At 46.0% G+C, this 16830-nt stretch carries 17 protein-coding genes and 1 pseudogene; 3 read left to right on the top strand and 15 right to left on the bottom strand.

Going from position 1 to position 16830, the window contains the following annotated elements:
• Positions 1-60: 60 nt before the first annotated feature.
• The 10 genes from CSUNSWCD_RS00510 to nifJ all read right to left on the bottom strand — a co-directional run bounded on the left by CSUNSWCD_RS00510 (position 61) and on the right by nifJ (position 11581).
• Positions 61-942 (bottom strand): class I SAM-dependent methyltransferase, encoded by an 882-nt coding sequence (locus CSUNSWCD_RS00510; protein ID WP_009492539.1) that lies wholly within the window; start codon positions 940-942, stop codon positions 61-63.
• A 147-nt stretch (positions 943-1089) separates the two neighbouring features.
• The gene (gene fldA, locus CSUNSWCD_RS00505; protein WP_009492535.1) at positions 1090-1581 is read right to left on the bottom strand and encodes a flavodoxin FldA; all 492 of its coding nucleotides are present in this window, start codon (positions 1579-1581) and stop codon (positions 1090-1092) included.
• An 11-nt stretch (positions 1582-1592) separates the two neighbouring features.
• Positions 1593-2309 (bottom strand): hypothetical protein, encoded by a 717-nt coding sequence (locus CSUNSWCD_RS00500; RefSeq protein WP_009492533.1) that lies wholly within the window; start codon positions 2307-2309, stop codon positions 1593-1595.
• A 3-nt stretch (positions 2310-2312) separates the two neighbouring features.
• Positions 2313-2633: a DUF2325 domain-containing protein gene (locus tag CSUNSWCD_RS00495; RefSeq protein WP_002949171.1), complete on the bottom strand. Its 321-nt coding sequence runs from the start codon at positions 2631-2633 to the stop codon at positions 2313-2315.
• A gap of 262 nt (positions 2634-2895) precedes the next feature.
• Entirely contained in the window at positions 2896-4689 is a 1794-nt protein-coding gene (locus CSUNSWCD_RS00490) for a M3 family metallopeptidase (RefSeq protein ID WP_009492528.1), read from the bottom strand.
• 8 nt (positions 4690-4697) lie between these two features.
• Complete coding sequence (gene dcuC / locus CSUNSWCD_RS00485) at positions 4698-6092, bottom strand: C4-dicarboxylate transporter DcuC (RefSeq protein ID WP_009492526.1); 1395 nt, start codon at positions 6090-6092, stop codon at positions 4698-4700.
• A 304-nt stretch (positions 6093-6396) separates the two neighbouring features.
• Entirely contained in the window at positions 6397-6867 is a 471-nt protein-coding gene (locus CSUNSWCD_RS11620; RefSeq protein ID WP_009492522.1) for a toxin-antitoxin system YwqK family antitoxin, read from the bottom strand.
• A 138-nt stretch (positions 6868-7005) separates the two neighbouring features.
• Positions 7006-7248 (bottom strand): hypothetical protein, encoded by a 243-nt coding sequence (locus tag CSUNSWCD_RS11615; RefSeq protein ID WP_009492518.1) that lies wholly within the window; start codon positions 7246-7248, stop codon positions 7006-7008.
• A 112-nt stretch (positions 7249-7360) separates the two neighbouring features.
• Positions 7361-7867 carry a DNA-deoxyinosine glycosylase gene (locus CSUNSWCD_RS00470; protein ID WP_034964091.1) on the bottom strand — a complete coding sequence of 169 codons (507 nt, stop codon included), beginning with the start codon at positions 7865-7867 and terminating at the stop codon, positions 7361-7363.
• A gap of 132 nt (positions 7868-7999) precedes the next feature.
• Positions 8000-11581, bottom strand: a complete 3582-nt coding sequence (nifJ, locus tag CSUNSWCD_RS00465; RefSeq protein ID WP_009492514.1) for a pyruvate:ferredoxin (flavodoxin) oxidoreductase — start codon at positions 11579-11581, stop codon at positions 8000-8002.
• Positions 11582-11732: 151 nt separating this feature from the next.
• On the opposite strand from nifJ, the gene CSUNSWCD_RS00460 reads away from it, so the two are divergent.
• Entirely contained in the window at positions 11733-11990 is a 258-nt protein-coding gene (locus tag CSUNSWCD_RS00460; protein WP_009492512.1) for a hypothetical protein, read from the top strand.
• Positions 11991-12325: 335 nt separating this feature from the next.
• Positions 12326-12508, top strand: coding sequence for a hypothetical protein (locus tag CSUNSWCD_RS10830; RefSeq protein ID WP_009492507.1), 183 nt, complete (start codon positions 12326-12328; stop codon positions 12506-12508).
• A 175-nt stretch (positions 12509-12683) separates the two neighbouring features.
• Here the strand turns inward: CSUNSWCD_RS10830 and CSUNSWCD_RS00450 are convergent, their stop codons facing one another.
• A complete protein-coding gene (locus tag CSUNSWCD_RS00450) occupies positions 12684-13334 on the bottom strand; it encodes an HAD family hydrolase (RefSeq protein WP_009492505.1) in 651 nt (216 codons plus the stop codon).
• 291 nt (positions 13335-13625) lie between these two features.
• Here CSUNSWCD_RS00450 and CSUNSWCD_RS00445 point away from each other — a divergent pair.
• Positions 13626-13829: pseudogene (locus CSUNSWCD_RS00445) on the top strand (IS1595 family transposase); the annotation flags it as partial.
• Between the two features lie 173 nt (positions 13830-14002).
• Here the strand turns inward: CSUNSWCD_RS00445 and CSUNSWCD_RS00440 are convergent.
• The 4 genes from CSUNSWCD_RS00440 to rplM all read right to left on the bottom strand — a co-directional run bounded on the left by CSUNSWCD_RS00440 (position 14003) and on the right by rplM (position 16816).
• On the bottom strand, positions 14003-14752 hold the full coding sequence (locus tag CSUNSWCD_RS00440; RefSeq protein ID WP_009492503.1) for a mechanosensitive ion channel family protein: 750 nt from the start codon (positions 14750-14752) through the stop codon (positions 14003-14005).
• Positions 14753-14849: 97 nt separating this feature from the next.
• On the bottom strand, positions 14850-15851 hold the full coding sequence (locus CSUNSWCD_RS00435) for an OmpA family protein (protein WP_009492501.1): 1002 nt from the start codon (positions 15849-15851) through the stop codon (positions 14850-14852).
• 144 nt (positions 15852-15995) lie between these two features.
• Entirely contained in the window at positions 15996-16385 is a 390-nt protein-coding gene (rpsI, locus tag CSUNSWCD_RS00430) for a 30S ribosomal protein S9 (protein ID WP_009492499.1), read from the bottom strand.
• Between the two features lie 2 nt (positions 16386-16387).
• Positions 16388-16816 (bottom strand): 50S ribosomal protein L13, encoded by a 429-nt coding sequence (gene rplM, locus CSUNSWCD_RS00425; protein WP_002949135.1) that lies wholly within the window; start codon positions 16814-16816, stop codon positions 16388-16390.
• Positions 16817-16830 lie beyond the last annotated feature (14 nt).

The raw sequence follows: 16830 nt of genomic DNA, 5'->3' as shown, positions 1-16830 counted from the left end.
CCGATGGCCAAATAACGCAACCGCAAGAGCGGTAGCTTTGGTTAATTTTTAGCTGATCATCTACTTATTTGTATGCCAAAATGCTAGCGAGCCTGGATTCATAGGATCTTGAGAGAGTCCGATATCGGCGATCGCATCGTCTATAGCGATAACGTTTCGTCTGGCGGCATTAAAGAAGGTCTCGGCAAAATTTACGTTCCAACCTTGAGTTTTAAAAAACCCCCTTTGTCTTTCGCTAACGGCATCGTTTGCTCCTTCTATCTGAAATCCAAACGGCTCTAGATGAGCGCAGCGCACGAAGTCAGCAGCGTTTGCCACTACGTCAAACCAATGCGGCGGGATCTCCTTAACCTGCTCGATAGAGTGGCAGGTGAAAACAAAGGCCTTTTTACCCAAATCTAACCCTTCAAGACTAGGCTCTAGGTGATTAAAATGGAAAAACTTAGCATTCATTTTAGGCGTCGCAGCTGCTAGTTTGCTAGCGATTTCCACGCCGCTTTGCGTAAATTCTCCGCCAAAATACCGCACATCCGTCGGCCCGCCTCTATAAAAAATTTCAATCAAATTTCGACCGTATCCGCAGCCAAGCTCCACGATACTATCATATGGCCCCGTCTCGTCGATGATATCGATCAGCATGTCATAGAAGTTAAACGACGAGTGAAAAGGTACGATTAGCTCAGCCCCCTGTCTAGTGCTAAGCCTGGCAATAGGGATTTCGACGAATCTTAAAACATTCGTGCTAAAAAGCTTTCGCTTCTCCCAAACCATTTCGTTTGTAACGTTATCCAAACTTAGCTCACTTAGCCGCTCTTTTTTTTCCAGCATTTTTACGGCTTGATAGCTATTGAGTCCATTTTTTAGGCACTCATCCATAAATTTAGCCCTTGTCGCCCATGCTTTTTCATAAAAATTTTGCCAATACTCCTCTTGATACGCCATATTTTCTCCTAAATTTAAAAAATAAATTTAATTCTACCTTTAAGATTTTAAAGAAAACTGAAATTTTAGAGATTCGATTTTAGTGATTAGATTGAGTTTGTTTGGGGTTAAAAATCGGGCAAAAAGCCCGACTTGAAGTATTAAATTTTAAGCAAAATGAGGTTTGATCTGCTCTATCCAAGCGCTGATTCTAGGCTCGGTTTTTTCGCTTTCGTTGTCCGCATCAAGAGGCAGACCGACGAATTTACCGTCTCTTACGGCTTCTGACTCGTCAAATTTATATCCGTCCACGGACACTGCGCCCACGACATTTGCACCAGCTTTTACGACCTCATCGTATAGCTTACCCATCGCACCGCAAAAGCTATCCGCGTAGCTCTCGGCATCGCCGGTACCAAATATCGCAACCGTCTTGCCACTAAGTTTTAGTCCGCCAAAATCAAACGCGTCCCAGTCGTCTTGCAAGTCGCCCGTACCCCAGGTCGAAACGCCCAAAATCAGCTTATCAAAGCCGTTTAGCTTGGCAGCGTCGCAGTTTGCTACGTTTAAAAGCTCGTTTTCTAGACCCAAATTCTCGGCTAAAAAGCTCGCCGCCTCCTCAGTATTTCCCATACTGCTTCCAAAAATGATACCTATCATTTAAATTTCCTTTAAAAAATATGATGACTTATCGTGTAGGGCACCAGTCGCAGCGATCCGCCGCATCCGCACTCACGTCTTACCTCGATGTAGCGCGAGAAATTCGCATTTCTCGGAGCTACGATAAACATCCTGTCAAACTCTCCGCCGCTAAGCGCCTCAAAGCCTCTAGCGATCTCGCAGTTAGCCAGATGAAACCGCTCTTTAGTTATCTCTTTAAAGCACGGCATAACGCCAAAAAGCTTGCGCCCGCCCTGCTCTGCAAAGATAATCCCGTCTTGAAAATAAACGTTTTTATCAAAATGTTTGGCGCGTATTTTATCATAAACAAACTGAGAAAACATTATGTCCGCGTCAAAACATATTCCGTTTTGGGATTTTAGCATAACGATTAGCTTTGCGGCCGGGTGCTTGGGTGAGACGGCTACCGGCGGGACGGCATCAAATTTACCTGATTTATAGGCGCAGATGACGGCGTTTGAGGCGATACAAAAGCTTGAAATTTTGCTTCGGCTAGGATTTTTAAACTCGCACAGATCATCGATGCGCTTTAGAAAAATTTCCTCCAAATTTAAGCCCGAATACGCGTAAACTAGAGGGATTTTTAGCTCGCGACCTGCGCAACAGTTGTATAAATTTATAAAAATTCGGGCTTTATTTACCGCGTCAAGCCCTGAAAAAATACTTGGAGTTATTTCTCCAATACCTGATAAAAAGCCGAATTTCATCTATTAATCTTTTACCTTGCAGCATCCAAATTCCTTATCTAGCCCAAAGACTTTGCAATACTCGCTAAACACGCAGCTAACGCTTCTTTTGGCGCAAACTATCGGGATATTGCGCTTTTTGGCTTGGTTTTTTATCGTTTTCATCGTGTTGTGGTTTAGAAAACTGGTTAGCATCACGACGCACTCGGTATCTTGCGGGATCGGTTTGCGATTTACGCGGTTTTCGTTGCGCGCGTCCCAGTGCTCGATCGCTTCCGCGCCGAGGTCTTTGAGGACTGCTTTTATAGGCGTTATCTCATCGGCTCCGATAACTAAAACTGACATTTTGGGCTCCTGTTTATTTGATTGTGATTATTATAAAATAGATTAGCTAAAAAATAGCTTAGTTATGATAGTTGTTATCAGTTAAGTGCAAATTTGTAACGCATGCCAAATTCTGCGAGGGAGTTTTAAATTTGACTTACTCATTTATCTTTTAGGATCAAGAAACGGCGATCAAATTTGACGAATAGGCGACAAGAGCAAAAAGCTCAACGTTTTTGCTCTTAAATTTAAAAACGACGTCAAAAATAAATCAAATTTGGGTTCAAATTTGCCCGCCCAAATTTGCCGCCTTATCAAATCCCATCTGCTCCTCGAGCCGCTTAAACTCATCTGCGTAAACGAGCGCATTATCGACGCACTCAAGCCAAAACTCCTGCGTTCGCGCGTCTTTGCCGAAGTGCTTTTGCAATAGCTCTTCGACGCTCATCACGCCGCACTCGCGCAAAAACGCCTTGTACGCGCCGATGAATTTATCGCCCGCGCGCCTAAACTCGCCCAGCAAAAACTGCGATAGCAGGTAGCCGACCGCGTAAGGATAGTTGTAGATGTATTGATCGGTTTTGTAAAAATGCAGCTTAAAATACGGCAAAAAGCCCTCCACGTCCTGCGTCGTATCGCCGTAACGTCCGCGCCACGCCTTTTGCATGAGCTCTTCTATCTGCGCCGCGCCGACCGCGCCCTTTTGCCTAGCTTTTAAAAAAGCGATCTCAAAATCAAACCGCACGCCGATGTGCAGCATGAAATTTGCCGCCGATTTTAGCTCCTGCCACAAGATGTCAAAAAGTAAATTTTTATCCGAGCTGTTTTTACGCAGATAGTTTCGCAGCACGGCTTCGTTAAATGTGCTCGCAGCCTCCGCCAGCGTCATAGGAAACTGCGTGTGCAGCGCGGGCAGATCGCGCATGATCCAGTAGTGCCACGCGTGTCCGAGCTCGTGCGCCTGCTGGATCATATGCGCCTGCGTGCCCATGTAGCTAGAAAAAACGCGCGGTTGCCGAAATTTATCAAACCTCGTATAAAACGCGCCGCCTGCTTTGTTTTCGCGCACCTGCGCCTCGATCCAGTTTTTCTCTAGCATCATTTTGATAAATTTTGGTATCTCCTCGCCAACCTCGCCCAGAGCCGCACAGATCGTCTCTATCGCCCGCTCGTACGGGATATCATCAGCGCTAGCAAAGGGAGACGGCGCGAGCAGATCGCAGGCGTAAATTTTACCCTGCGGAAAATACTTCGCGCGCAGACTCACGCACTCTCTTATTTTATCCGCTCTTTGATCCAGCGCCGCAAACATCGTCGTTACGGCCTGCTCGCTGATTTTATTTTGCTGCAGGCTAGGCGTCAGAATATCCGTCCCCGCTGCACTAAATTCGCCCAGCCTAAAGCCCTGAAGCAAATTTAAAACGTCGGCGTATAGGCTCGCGTGCCTAGCGTAATGCTCCGCTAGCCCCTCAAATACGCTCTTTCGCAGCGCGGCATCAGGCGAGCCCTTTAAAACGCCAGCACATTTTGAGAGATTATAGACGCTTTTTACGCCGTTTTTATCCGTAACCTGTACGGCGATTAGGTTGTTTAGATGCCTAAATACGCCGTAAAGCGGAGTGAAACTGCTAGCCGCCGTATCTTCGTAAATTTTACGCTCCTTCGCGTCAAATTTTGCCCGCCAGCTGTTTTTGCGCTCGTCGTAGAGAAACTTTATCCGCGCAAACTCCTGCGTTTGGCGCGCAGTATCGAAAGGATCCAGTGCGTCCATCTTTTCAAAAATGATCTCTTTCGTCCGCTCAAGGCGCAAAAATTTCTCTCTGATTTTTGCCTCGGCCGCGCCTGCTCGCTCGTCTTTGGTATCGTCGCTTGATTTGCAACGACAAAACGCGAGCAAGGAGTTTACCTCCTCAAATCCGCGCTCGTATGCGTTTATCAGCAAATTTAACTCGCCGCCAGAGCCTAGCAGCCTCTCTATCTCGCCTAAAATTTCGTCTAAATTTGACAGCGCGTCCGTAAATCTCGCATCGTCAAAGTCGCCGTACGCGTCCTCAAACGTCCATCTAGGAAGCTGCATTTCGCGCCTCACAAAGAGAGTAAAAATACGAAAATATGGTGGCTAACTAGACCAAGGACCGCAGGTACGCTGCAGCGCTTGACGATATCAAGCGGACTGCACTTTAGCATGCCCGCTATCGCGACGACCACGCCAGCTACGGGCGAGAGAGGACGAGCGATAGTGGAGGCCTGGTGCATCGGTAGCACGAGCATAACCGAGCTCACGTTTAGCTTAGCGGCGATATGCGGCACCATCTCGATGAGAGGATAGAAGCTCGCTCCGTTTGAGCCCGAGATGATCGTAACTAGCGTCGTGATAACGACAAAAAGCACCGACATGCCAAAGCCGCCAAAGCCAAGCGAATTTGCGAGCTTTACGATGCTATCAAGCATGCCTAGCGCCTTAAAGCCTTCCGCAAATATGCCCGCTGCGATGATAAGGATAACGACGCCGCTTAAGCTCTTGCCCATCGCTTGGAAAAATACCTTGACCCCTTCGGCGATCGGGTCAAATTTAGACCTATGCCTGACCGCCTCAAAAAGCATCGCAATGACGACTGACAGGATGATGATCGCCGAGATGTCAAGCTTGATAGAGGCGATGCAGTACTGCGAAAATACTACCACTAAAATCATCGGTAAAAACGGCAGTATCGCGTAAATTTTAGGCGCGGCGGTCTGCGGATTTTGCACGGCGCCGTCAAATTCCATCACTTCGCCCACATGCTCGCTGCATACCCAGCCCTCTTTTTTATCGAGGTATCTGTTCCAAAAAACGAGCGCGATACCCATCACGATCGAGGTCGGAAGCGCGGCCGGAATTTTATAGACGAAAACGTAGTCAAGGATACTAAGTTGTGTAGCCTTTGCCGCAGCGGCGGTCGATGCGCCGATAAGCACCATCGAGGCGGCTCCCGACATCGCGCAGATCGAGCCTACGGTGAGCTTGTTTAGCCCAAGCGAGATGAGTACGGGTCCTAAAAGCGCAAGGCATAGCACGCCAAGCCCTACCGCGCTAGTGATAACCATGCTGATGAGCTTAGCCACCGCAAATGCGACAAAGACCATGACGTATGGATTTTTGATCCTAGCAAAGCGTTTCGTGGCGATAGAGACGAAAGCGTGGTTCGCGCCGATATGCGTCATGTAGCTCGCAAAGCCCACCATAAACATTATGATAAGGCCTAAATTTGCAAATCTGTTTGAAAACATATATCGGATAAACTCGATGATGTTCAGGTATGCATTGCCCGTCGCTACGGCCTGTTTGGGCATGAAGCTTCCCGTACCCAGCGCGACCGAACAGATCAACATAAAAACGCCCGAAAGAAAAAGCACGAGCGGCGCGTACTTGCCCCGCACTATCGCCCAACCCACGATAAACAGCACTACCGTGCCGATAATAATACCCGCAGCAGCCATATTTTGCTCCTTTTTAGTGTTTTTGTGTATTAAATCTAGAGCAAATTTTACTACAAATATTGATATATTAAGCTAAAATAAAAATTATTTTTTAATTTTTTTTGAATAGTATTATTTTATGTAACTTTTATTTTTATTAAAATTTTAGACTAGTGTAGCAGGTTTTGAGTCAAATTTGACGCCTCGTATGTGCTTAAAACAAGAAAATGCCAAACGTCGCGTAAAGCCAAACCCCCGTCAAAGCGCTAAATTTAAGCTGCACGGATCAAATTTGGCTCCGCTAAAATTTAAATTTTATTCAAACTCACTCCCGCGGAAGTCCGTTTTTATCGGATTTGTCGCTGATTAGCTTGCCCGCTTCGTCGTATTTTTTGGCACGCACGAGCCTGCCGCGCTCAAATTCGCCCTCGGCTTCGAGTTTGCCGTTTGCATAGTAGTGTTTCGCCGTGCCGACCTCCAGCCCGTCCTCAAACGTTACTTTGGCCTTTAGCGCGCCGTTTTCGTGATACTCCTCGTATAGTCCGTGATAGCGCCCGTTTTTAAACATCACCTTTGCCGCCAGCGCCCCGCTCTCGTAGTAGTCCAGCCCCGCGCCCGTTTGGCGGCCGTCTTTGTATTCGTATTCGCCTCGTAGCTTGCCGCCCCCGTAGTATTCGCGCGCGACGCCGTCCTTTTCGCCGTCTTTATAGTTTTCTACCACGCGCGTTTTGCCGTTTTCGTAAAATCGCTTCCAAGCGCCGTTTTTGCGGTCATTTTTGTATTCGCTCTCGCCCATCAGAGCGCCGCTATCTGCATGGTAGTGCTTAGCCGCGCCCTCGCGGACGCCGTTTTTAGGGGGTGTTCGTTTAAGGGCTTATCCTTGCCGTTAAAATAATCCCGCCGCCGCACCGCCGTACCGCCCTGCGCGTCTATCTCACGGATGGAGAGTGGGCGGTAGCGGCTTTAGCCTAGGATAGACCATGCCCATCGCATTTACGCCATAAAGGTCCTCGGCGCTGTATCGAAACATCTTTAACGTGCCGTCGTAGAGCTTACCTTTTACGTAGTAAAGGCCGTTTTTTAGGTTCGCTTCTGGCTTCATTACGATTTTTGGCTCCAGTGCTTGCACCCCGATCGATAAAAGCGGAAGTAAAAATAGAAATTTTAGGATTTTCATGGCTTTTCCGTTTGGCTTGGTTTGGTTAATTTTAAAATTTAAAGCTAAATTTGATATGAAGGCGTGGTTATTTTTATTTTAAACGAGCTAAATTTGAGCTTTCTAGTAAAATTTAACCGCCTTTTAGCGTTTTGACTACTACTTTCCATTCACACGTGAGCTTTTCAAGGCTAAATTTAGCATTTGCGGGGCTGGTTGATGGTAGTTTTATCACCTCGTTTTTTGTCGCTTTTATGATCTCATCTTCTAAGTATTTTTTGCAAATTTCATAAGCTTTGCCGCCGTTAGCGAACACTTGCGCTATGCGCGCGCCGCTAAAGATCGGCTCTAAATTTGCAGGAGCGACGGCAGTCATTTTGGCATCGCTCGAGCCCTTTATCTCGCACGAGATCGCAGCGTCGTAGATGGCGATGCGGTGTGCTAAGAGAAAATTTATCTTTTCGTCCGTAGTTTCAGGCGGCGGCGCGTTTAAAATTTGCGCCAGCACCCGCCAGAAGCGATTTTGCGGATTTGCGTAGTAAAAGCCCAGCTCGCGAGAAACTACGGAGGGAAAGGAGCCGAGGATTAAAATTTTAGAATTTTTATCAAAAATCGGCTTAAAAGGATGGGTTTGGCTCATTTTGCGCCTTTTAAATTTGCCGTGCTTTTGGCATTTTTCAAATTTGAAAGCGAATTTAACCGCCAAAGCAAGCGGTTAAATTTAAAGAAAGCCTCTCTCGCCCGTCAAATTCGGACGAGAGAAATTTGCACCCTACTCGGCGCTTTGGGCAGCCTCCGCGCTAGTCTCGACCTCATCGCTAAAATCAGCCAAGCTTAGGCGTTTTAGCTGGCGGTAGCGTCTTTGCGCGTCGGCCTTGTTTTTAGCTAGTAGCTCGTCGGCGTGCCCAGGGTTGGTTTTTTTAAGCGAGTTGTAGCGAACCTCGTTTAGCAAAAACTCCTCGTAAAGCGACCAGTCGGGCTCTTTTGAGGTCATTTTTAGCGGGTTTTTGCCCTCTTTGATTAGGCGTGGATCGTAAACGTAGGTCGGCCAGTAGCCGCATTTAGTCGCTAGCTCGCCCTGATCGCCAGAGAGAGCCATACCGCCCTTGATACCGTGCGCGATACACGGCGAATACGCTATCACGAGGCTAGGTCCATCATACGCCTCAGCTGCGGCGATGGCTTTTATCGTGTTTGCTTGGCTCGCGTTTGAGTTGATCTGCGCGACGAAGATATTTCCGTAGGTCATCGCGATGTAGCCCAGATCTTTTTTCTGCATCGGCTTGCCGCTAGCGGTAAACTGCGCTATCGAGCCCGCGCGGCTTGATTTTGAGCTCTGGCCGCCGGTGTTTGAGTAGACTTCGGTATCTAGCACGAGCACATTTACATTCTCGCCGCTAGCTAGTACGTGGTCAAGCCCACCAAAGCCGATGTCGTAGGCCCAGCCGTCGCCGCCGATGATCCACTGAGATTTTTTAACTAAATATCTTTTTAGCTCTAAAATTTCTTTTACGCCCGGGACGCTTAAATTTTGCTCCAAAAGAGGGGTCAAAATTTTAGCGATTTGCGTCGTTTTCTCGCCGTCGTTTTTGTGCGCGATCCAGTCGGAGTATAGCGCAGCTAGAGCGTTTGGCGCGGCGTCTTTTGTGCGCAGCATCACATCCTCGATGCGGTGGCGCAGCGTCTCGACCGCGACGTTCATACCCATGCCAAACTCCGCGTTATCCTCAAACAGCGAGTTCGCCCACGCTACGCCTTTGCCATCTTTGTTCGTCGTATAAGGCGTCGAAGGCGCGCTACCGCCGTAGATCGAGCTACAACCAGTCGCGTTTGCCACGATCATACGGTCGCCAAACAGCCTCGTCACAAGCCCTATATAAGGCGTCTCGCCGCAACCAGGACACGCACCGTGAAACTCAAATAGCGGTTGAGCAAAACCAACGCCCTTGACGCTTTCTTTACTCATCAGGTCGTCTTTGTAGGTTACCTTTTTAAATAGATAATCCGCGTTTTCCTGCTCGTTTTTCTCCATCTCCTCGGCCAGTGGCACCATGACGAGCGATTTTTCCTTGCTCGGGCAGTTTTGAGCGCACAGTTCGCAGCCAGTGCAGTCTAGCGGACTAACCTGGATTTTATATTTTAGCCCTTTTACCTCTTTGCCTTTGGCGTCTAGGACGTGATCTTGCACCGTTTGCGGAGCGGCGGCGAGCTCGTTTTCATCGATCAAAAACGGTCTGATGACTGCGTGCGGGCAGACGAAGGCGCATTGGTTACACTGGATACAGTTTTCTTCGATCCACTTTGGCACCATCACGCCGATGCCGCGCTTTTCGTACGCCGTCGTGCCTGATTTAAAGTGTCCGTCCTCAAAGCCGACAAACGCCGAAACAGGCAGGCTATCGCCCCTGGCGGCGTTTATAGGTTTAACGATTTTTTCTATAAATTCGTCGCCGACATATTTTTCCTCGTTAGCGGCATCATCCGTCAAATTTGCCCAGCTAGGATCGACCGCGACTTTAACTAGTCCGTCCGCACCCATGTCGATAGCCTTGTAGTTCATCTCCACGATCGCTTCGCCCTTTTTGGCGTAGGCTTTGTGCGCATACTCTTTCATGTATTTTTGCGCATCGGCAAACGGGATGATGTCTGCGAGTTTAAAAAACGCCGACTGCATGATGGTGTTCGTGCGGTTTTTGAGCCCGATCTCGCGAGCTAGCTTCGTGGCGTTAATGATGTAGAAATTTACCTTTTTAGCGGCCAAAATTTTCTTTACTTTATTTGGTAGTTTAGCGACAGTCTGCTCGGCGTCCCAGATAGAGTTTAGCAGGAATGTCCCGCCCTCGCGGATGCCGTTTATGACGTCGTAAATTTCAAGATACGCCGCGACCGAGCAAGCTACGAAGTGCGGATTTGAGACGAGGTAGGTCGAGCGGATCGGGTTTTTGCCAAAACGTAGGTGCGAGCGCGTGTAGCCGCCTGATTTTTTACTATCGTAGGCAAAATACGCCTGTGCGTAAAGCTCGGTTTTATCGCCGATTATTTTGATTGAGTTTTTATTAGCCCCAACGGTACCGTCCGCGCCAAGACCGTAAAATAGGCACTCTTTCACGCTTGCATCGCTTAGCGAAATTTTCTCGCCGACTTTTAGCGAGGTAAAGGTCACGTCATCCTCGATACCGATCGTAAAGCCGTTTTTAGGCTCCTTTGCATTTAAATTTTCATACACGGCGATTAGCTGCGCGGGATCAACGTCTTTGGAGCTTAGACCATACCTACCGCCCACGATAAGCGGGGCGTCCGCGCGCCCGTAAAAAGCGGCTTTTATATCCAGATACAGCGGCTCGCCCAGGCTTCCGGGCTCTTTCGTGCGGTCTAGCACGGCGATCTTTTCTACCGTTTCAGGCATCACGTCAAAGAGATATTTTAGACTAAACGGACGATATAGATGCACCTTGAGCACGCCTACTTTTTCGCCCTTTGCACGCAGGTGATCGACGACTTCTTCGAGAGTTTGCGTTACCGAACCCATCGCGATCACGACGCGCGTAGCGTGCGGATCGCCGTAGTAGTTAAACGGTTTATAGTCGCGTCCCGTGATTTTTGAAATTTCTTTTAGATACTCGGCCACGATATCAGGAACCGCGTCGTAGTAGCGGTTAGCTAGCTCACGAGTTTGGAAGTAGATATCGTCGTTTTGCGCTGTACCGCGAGTTTTAGGACTCTCGGGACTTAGCGCCTCGTCTCTAAATTTTTGCAGAGCTTCGCGGTCTAGCAGTCTATCAAAGTGCGCGTAGTCAAGCACCTCGACCTTTTGTATCTCGTGGCTCGTGCGAAATCCGTCGAAAAAGTGCAAAAACGGTACGCGACCCTTGATCGCCGCTAGGTGCGCGACGCCGGCGATATCCATGACTTCTTGCACAGAGCCGCTTGCTAGCATCGCAAATCCCGTCTGGCGACAGGCATAAATGTCCTGATGATCGCCAAAGATAGAAAGCGCCTGGGCTGCGATAGAGCGCGCGCTCACGTGGATGACGCCCGGTAGCAGTTGGCCTGCGATCTTGTACATATTTGGGATTTTTAGCAAAAGACCTTGTGAAGCCGTGTATGTCGTAGTTAGGGCGCCTACTTGCAGCGAGCCGTGCACGGTGCCCGCGGCTCCGCCCTCGCTTTGCATTTCGACTACTTTAACCGGCATGCCGAATAGATTTTTCTTGCCCTGAGCCGCCCACATATCGGTGTAATCAGCCATCGGCGAGCTAGGAGTGATCGGATAGATGCCCGCAACCTCGGTAAATGCATAAGCCGCGTGTGCCGCAGCCTCGTTTCCGTCCATAGTTTTCATTATTTTAGCCATTTTTCCGCCTCAAATTTTCTTATGTTTTTTAAAAATCTTTTATTATAGGGCTAAATTCCAAAATCTATCATTAATCCGCCGCTTTACATTTTCAAAAAAGATTAAATTTAATAATCCAAAGCCTCAAATTTGAGCTGCGATCAAAAAATATTTGACGGCCGATTTTTATAAATTTGCTAAAATTTATCCGCTAGCCGCGATTTTCATCCAATGTTTTTGCGCTAGGGCGGATGAAAATCGCGCAGGCGAAGCAAAATCCGCGATAGACTACCGCGAGGAGATGCGCCGCCCAGTCATCACTATCTCGCGATACGGCAAAAATTTGATAAGAATTTCATCGCCATCCCGCAAAACGGGCTTGAGCTCATTACCAAAGACGGCCCTGCTAGCGGCTAGCTGCAGCGGATAAACGCAATCTGACCGCCGCTCCAAGACATCCAAACACTCCACACAACACAAACAGCAAAGATATAAAAACAGTTGCAGACGCCGAAAACTTTTTGTATCTGATTAACAGCGAAAAATTTTCAACAAAACGGCAGTTTATCGGTGCGCTCAAAAATACGGATTACGATATCATAACAATGGATTTGTTTCACTTCGTAAAAGCCTATGCCGCGTCCAAAGCAAGAGAGCTCAAAACAAAACGCAACGGCAGAAAGCTGCTCGTAATCTGCTGGCGAGGCAGAGGATTATCGGTATTATTAAAGTGACGCCTGGAAAACCGGAAAGCCTGCCTGGCTCATGAAAGAAAATCTGCGCTGGAAAGGGAATTATGTCGTCAAACACTGGGATGCGGATTGGCAAAAAATCATTACGGGAAACTACGAGTCGTATCAAAAAATTCTTGACGCAAGCTTTGACGGCATTTATATTGATATAATTGATGCGTTTGAACACTTTGAAAAAGAAAGCGCACGCAGATAAGTCAAATTTGCCTTTTTCTTACGAGCTTGCCGCAAATTTGACTTAATTTTTGCCCTGCGAGTGGCTAAATTTATAACCGCAGCAAAACATTAAAAATAGTCGTTTAGTAAGCCAGATATAGGCTTTGATCGCTACAAAAATTTATAAATTTAACCGACACGGCCGCAAGCCAGGCTCATCTACCCGCTATAAATTTAACCGCCTCAAACGCGTTTTTAAAGATCAAATTTGAATATTCGCGCAAACTAGCCTCTTTACCGTATCCGCAAACCAGTCCGACGCCGACTACTCCTGCACGCCTAGCCGCCTCCAGGTCCATCGTCGTATCGCCGACCATAAAGGCTCTGGCTTTATCTTGCGCGCTCGTTTTGCCTAGGCGATCAAGAGCCGTATTTATAGGTTCGGGGTCCGGTTTTGGATTTACTACGTCGTCTCTACCGATTACCGTTTTAATAAAACCCATAACACCCAAATGTTCAAGCAAAATAATGGAAAACTTCGATGTTTTAGTAGTTACGACGCCTACGTCTGCAAACTCGCTAGCAAGCGCCAGTGCTCCCGCAGCACCCTCGAGTAACGAAGTTTGTTCCAAAAAAATCTGTTCATAACGCGCCTTATATGCAGCGATATAATCAGGTACGAGCTGCGTCGGCGCGCCGAGTCCTGCAAACATAACGTCAAGCGGGTGCCCGACTAACGCCTTAACCGTTTCATGATTAGGGGTTGATTTGCCGTGAGCGCGAAACGCGGCGTTAAAACCATCTAGGATAGCTGGAGTCGAGTCAATAAGTGTACCATCAAGGTCAAAAAGTATAGTTTTTTTCATTATTTTTCTTTCATTTTATTTAATGTCGCAAATTTGACTGCATTTTAGCGCCGATTTTACGTTATCATAAAATTTAATTTTACTTTTTGTATTTTAAAATTTTCCTTAAGCTAACTTCTGCAAATTTGAGATTTTAAAACTTGCAATAATTTTTGAATTAGATCTTAAACTTTATACAGCAATAGTTTATGATATTTAAAATATGGCTTTAACGCAATATTTATATTGGCTCAAGATAAGTTAAAAACTTTCAAAGGAGTTTTTCTCAAAGAGTGTGCAAGCACAAGAACTATGATCCTGTCAATGAAAAATAAGTATATAGTCCGTTCCCGAATTTCGCAGAAGAAATTTAGAGAAATTCTCAAGTATTTTACAGAGGATATAGAGGCTACTAAAATAGCAAATTTAACCGGGATTTCTAGAATTTCCATTAATAAGATTCTAAAAAGCATTAGAATTTTAATGTCTCAAGATAGATTATCTAAATTTAAAGGGATTAGAATTTAGATATAGTAACAGTAAAGATACAAAAACTTTCTATCATATTTTGCTAAAGATGATAAGAGAGAATCCGTTTAACTTATCTTGAGCCTAAATTTATTTAAAAATCACCACCTTAAGAAACGCTAAAGAGAAAAAATACGCAAGATAAAGCAAAACAACACAAGTTAAATCTGTTCGTTTTCCTTTTTATCCTGATAGCTAATACTAAGCTGCCGTGACGGTACAGAGATACCTTTAGCGTCAAATGCAAGCTTAACGCTCTCAAGCATAGCAAACTGCACGTCGGAAAAATCATCGCTCGCACACCAAAATCTAGCGGTCAAATTTACGCTATTGTCGCCCAGGCCTCCGACGCCGACAAACGGCTTTGGCTCTTTTAAGATCTTTTTATTTTCGTCGGCTAGGCTTAAAATAACCTCTTTTGCGAACTTTAAATCATCTTGATAATCTATGCAAAACACGAGTTCGACGCGTCTAGTGCCCTCTTTTGAGAAGTTGATTATATTGCTACTTACGATGCGTCCGTTTGGGATAATGATGGTTTTATGATCGGTCGTACGTAAAACAGTGCTAAACATATTGATTTCCTTGACCGCGCCTTGCACGCCTGCGACTTCTATGTGGTCTTTGAGCTTAAACGGTCTAAAAAAAATTATCAAAAATCCTGCACCGATGTTTGAAAAAGTATCCTTAAACGCCATGCCTATAGCAAGACCGACAGCACCGAGCGCAGCAACGAACATAGACGTCTCGACACCCAAATTTGCGATCGCGGCTATGATTACAAAAGCCATAAGCAGCGTTTTAATGATATTCAGCAGAAAATTTGAAAGAGTCTCGTCAAGCCTAGAAGAAATGACTAATTTTGATATAAGATTTGAAATTTTAACTGCTAGCCATTTGCCGATAAGCAAGATAGCGATAGAGCCTAAGATTTTTAAGGAGTAGGACGAGATTAGTGACCAAATAAGTTCGAATTTAATCTCGTCCATGCTATTTAAGCTAGACTAATTATTTGTTAAATCTGGCTTCAACGCGTCTGTTTTCAGCACGTCCTTCTTTTGTTTTGTTTGAAGCAACAGGTTTAAGCTCACCGTATCCTACAGTTGTAATCTTGTCTGCGCTTACGCCAAGCTCTTCAAGAGCTTTAGCTACCGCATTTGCTCTTTTTTCAGATAGTTTTTGGTTATAAGCCTCAGCGCCAACGCTATCTGTGTGACCGCTTAGAACTACGCGGTAGCCTGGATTTTCACCCATAAAGTTAGCTACTTTTTTGATCTCCTCAAGATATTTTGGAGTTACTTTATAGCTGTCGAATGCAAAGTTTACGCCGATATCTCTAAGAACGATAACCTTCTCGCATCCAGTCTCGTCAACTACTACGCCAGCCGGTGTATTTGGGCATTGATCAACATCGTTTAAAACGCCGTCGTTGTCATCGTCAAGGCTTACAGGAGCTGGAGCTGCCTCAACTTTTGGAGCTTCTGCAACTACAGGAGCGTTTTTAGGAGCAAAACCTACTGCAAAACCTAGAGTATAGAATAGGTTGTGGTCGCCATGGTTAAATTTAATAGCGTCTACAGCTTCAGCACGCAATGCGAAGTTGTCGGTGATTTGGTATCTTAGGCCAAGACCGTATTGACCGAAACCGCCGTCATCGTTTTTAACGAATCTTTTTGAAACATCTTCATATCCAGCGCCAAGCAAACCGTAAAGAGATAGTTTTTCAGTTAGACCGAAATCTTTAATAGCGTTAACGAAATATCTAGTAGCTTTACCGTCTACGCCATATTCTCTTATTTTATTAGTATGGCTAACACCAAGCTCAACATGATCTAAGAAGAAATTCTCAAGGTTTCTTCCTATTCTTAAACCAATAGCAGACTGTTCGTTAACTCCTAGGTTTCCCTCAGGGTGAACTCCGCCGATGGTTGGAGTTAATTCATATTTGTAAGCTGAATCAGCAGCAAAAAGAGCTGTAGCAGCAACTAAAGCAATAGCAATCTTTCTCATAGAAAATCCTTTCATGGTGAAATGTATTTTTTAATAATATCACAAAAATTATAAATTTCGTTTTAACATTTGATATTTATAAAAAATATAATTAAATAATCATAAATATCAATGCACCTCAAATTCGCACCGCTCTCAAAACTATTAGCGTTTAGAGAACTGCGGGCTTCTTCTAGCTTTTCTTCTACCGAATTTCTTACGCTCGACGACGCGTGAGTCGCGAGTTAGTAGACCTTTTGGTTTTAGAGTCGCTCTAAAGTCGGTGTCAAATAGAGCCAATGCTCTTGAAATACCGTGTCTTAGCGCCTCAGCCTGAGCAGAGTATCCGCCGCCTAGAGTCGTTGCGGTCACATCTACAGAACCCTCTTGTTTTGTTAAAAGTAGAGGTTGAACTACTTTTAGCTTGATAGCCTCGTGTCCGCCAAGCCAAGTGTTTAGATCAAGTCCGTTTACTAAAATTTTACCGCTGCCCGGTTTTAGCCAGACTTTTGCTACGGCAGTTTTTCTTTTACCGGTTGCATAAACTTTCGCCATGATTATTTTCCTTCTTTTTTAGCTATTTGAGCCGTGTGCGGATGCTCGCTGCCGGCGTAAACTTTTAGTTTTTTTATCATCTCTCTGCCGAGTTTTGTTTTTGGAAGCATTCCGCGAACGGCTAGCTTGAACAGCTTTTCCGGCTTATCGGCTAAAAGCTCGCCGAATTTCTCGCTTTTCGTGCTACCGAAATATCCTGAATGGCGGTGATAAAGCTTTTGCTCGGCTTTATTATTGCCTGTAAATTCGGCTTTAGAAGCGTTGATTATGATAACGTAATCGCCGCAATCGACATTCGGAGTGAAATTTGGCTTATGCTTACCGCGAAGCAGCGTGGCTACCTCGGTTAGCAATCTACCAAAACGCTTGCCTGCCGCGTCGAGCACGATCCACTCACGCTCCACTTCGTTTGGTTTTGTTATTTTCGTCATTTTCTTACCCTTTA

The organism is Campylobacter showae CSUNSWCD (assembly GCF_000313615.1).
Lineage (GTDB): Bacteria > Campylobacterota > Campylobacteria > Campylobacterales > Campylobacteraceae > Campylobacter_A > Campylobacter_A showae_A.
The sequence above is the reverse complement of the archived record's forward strand: the minus strand, read 5'-3'. Positions and strand labels throughout refer to the sequence as shown.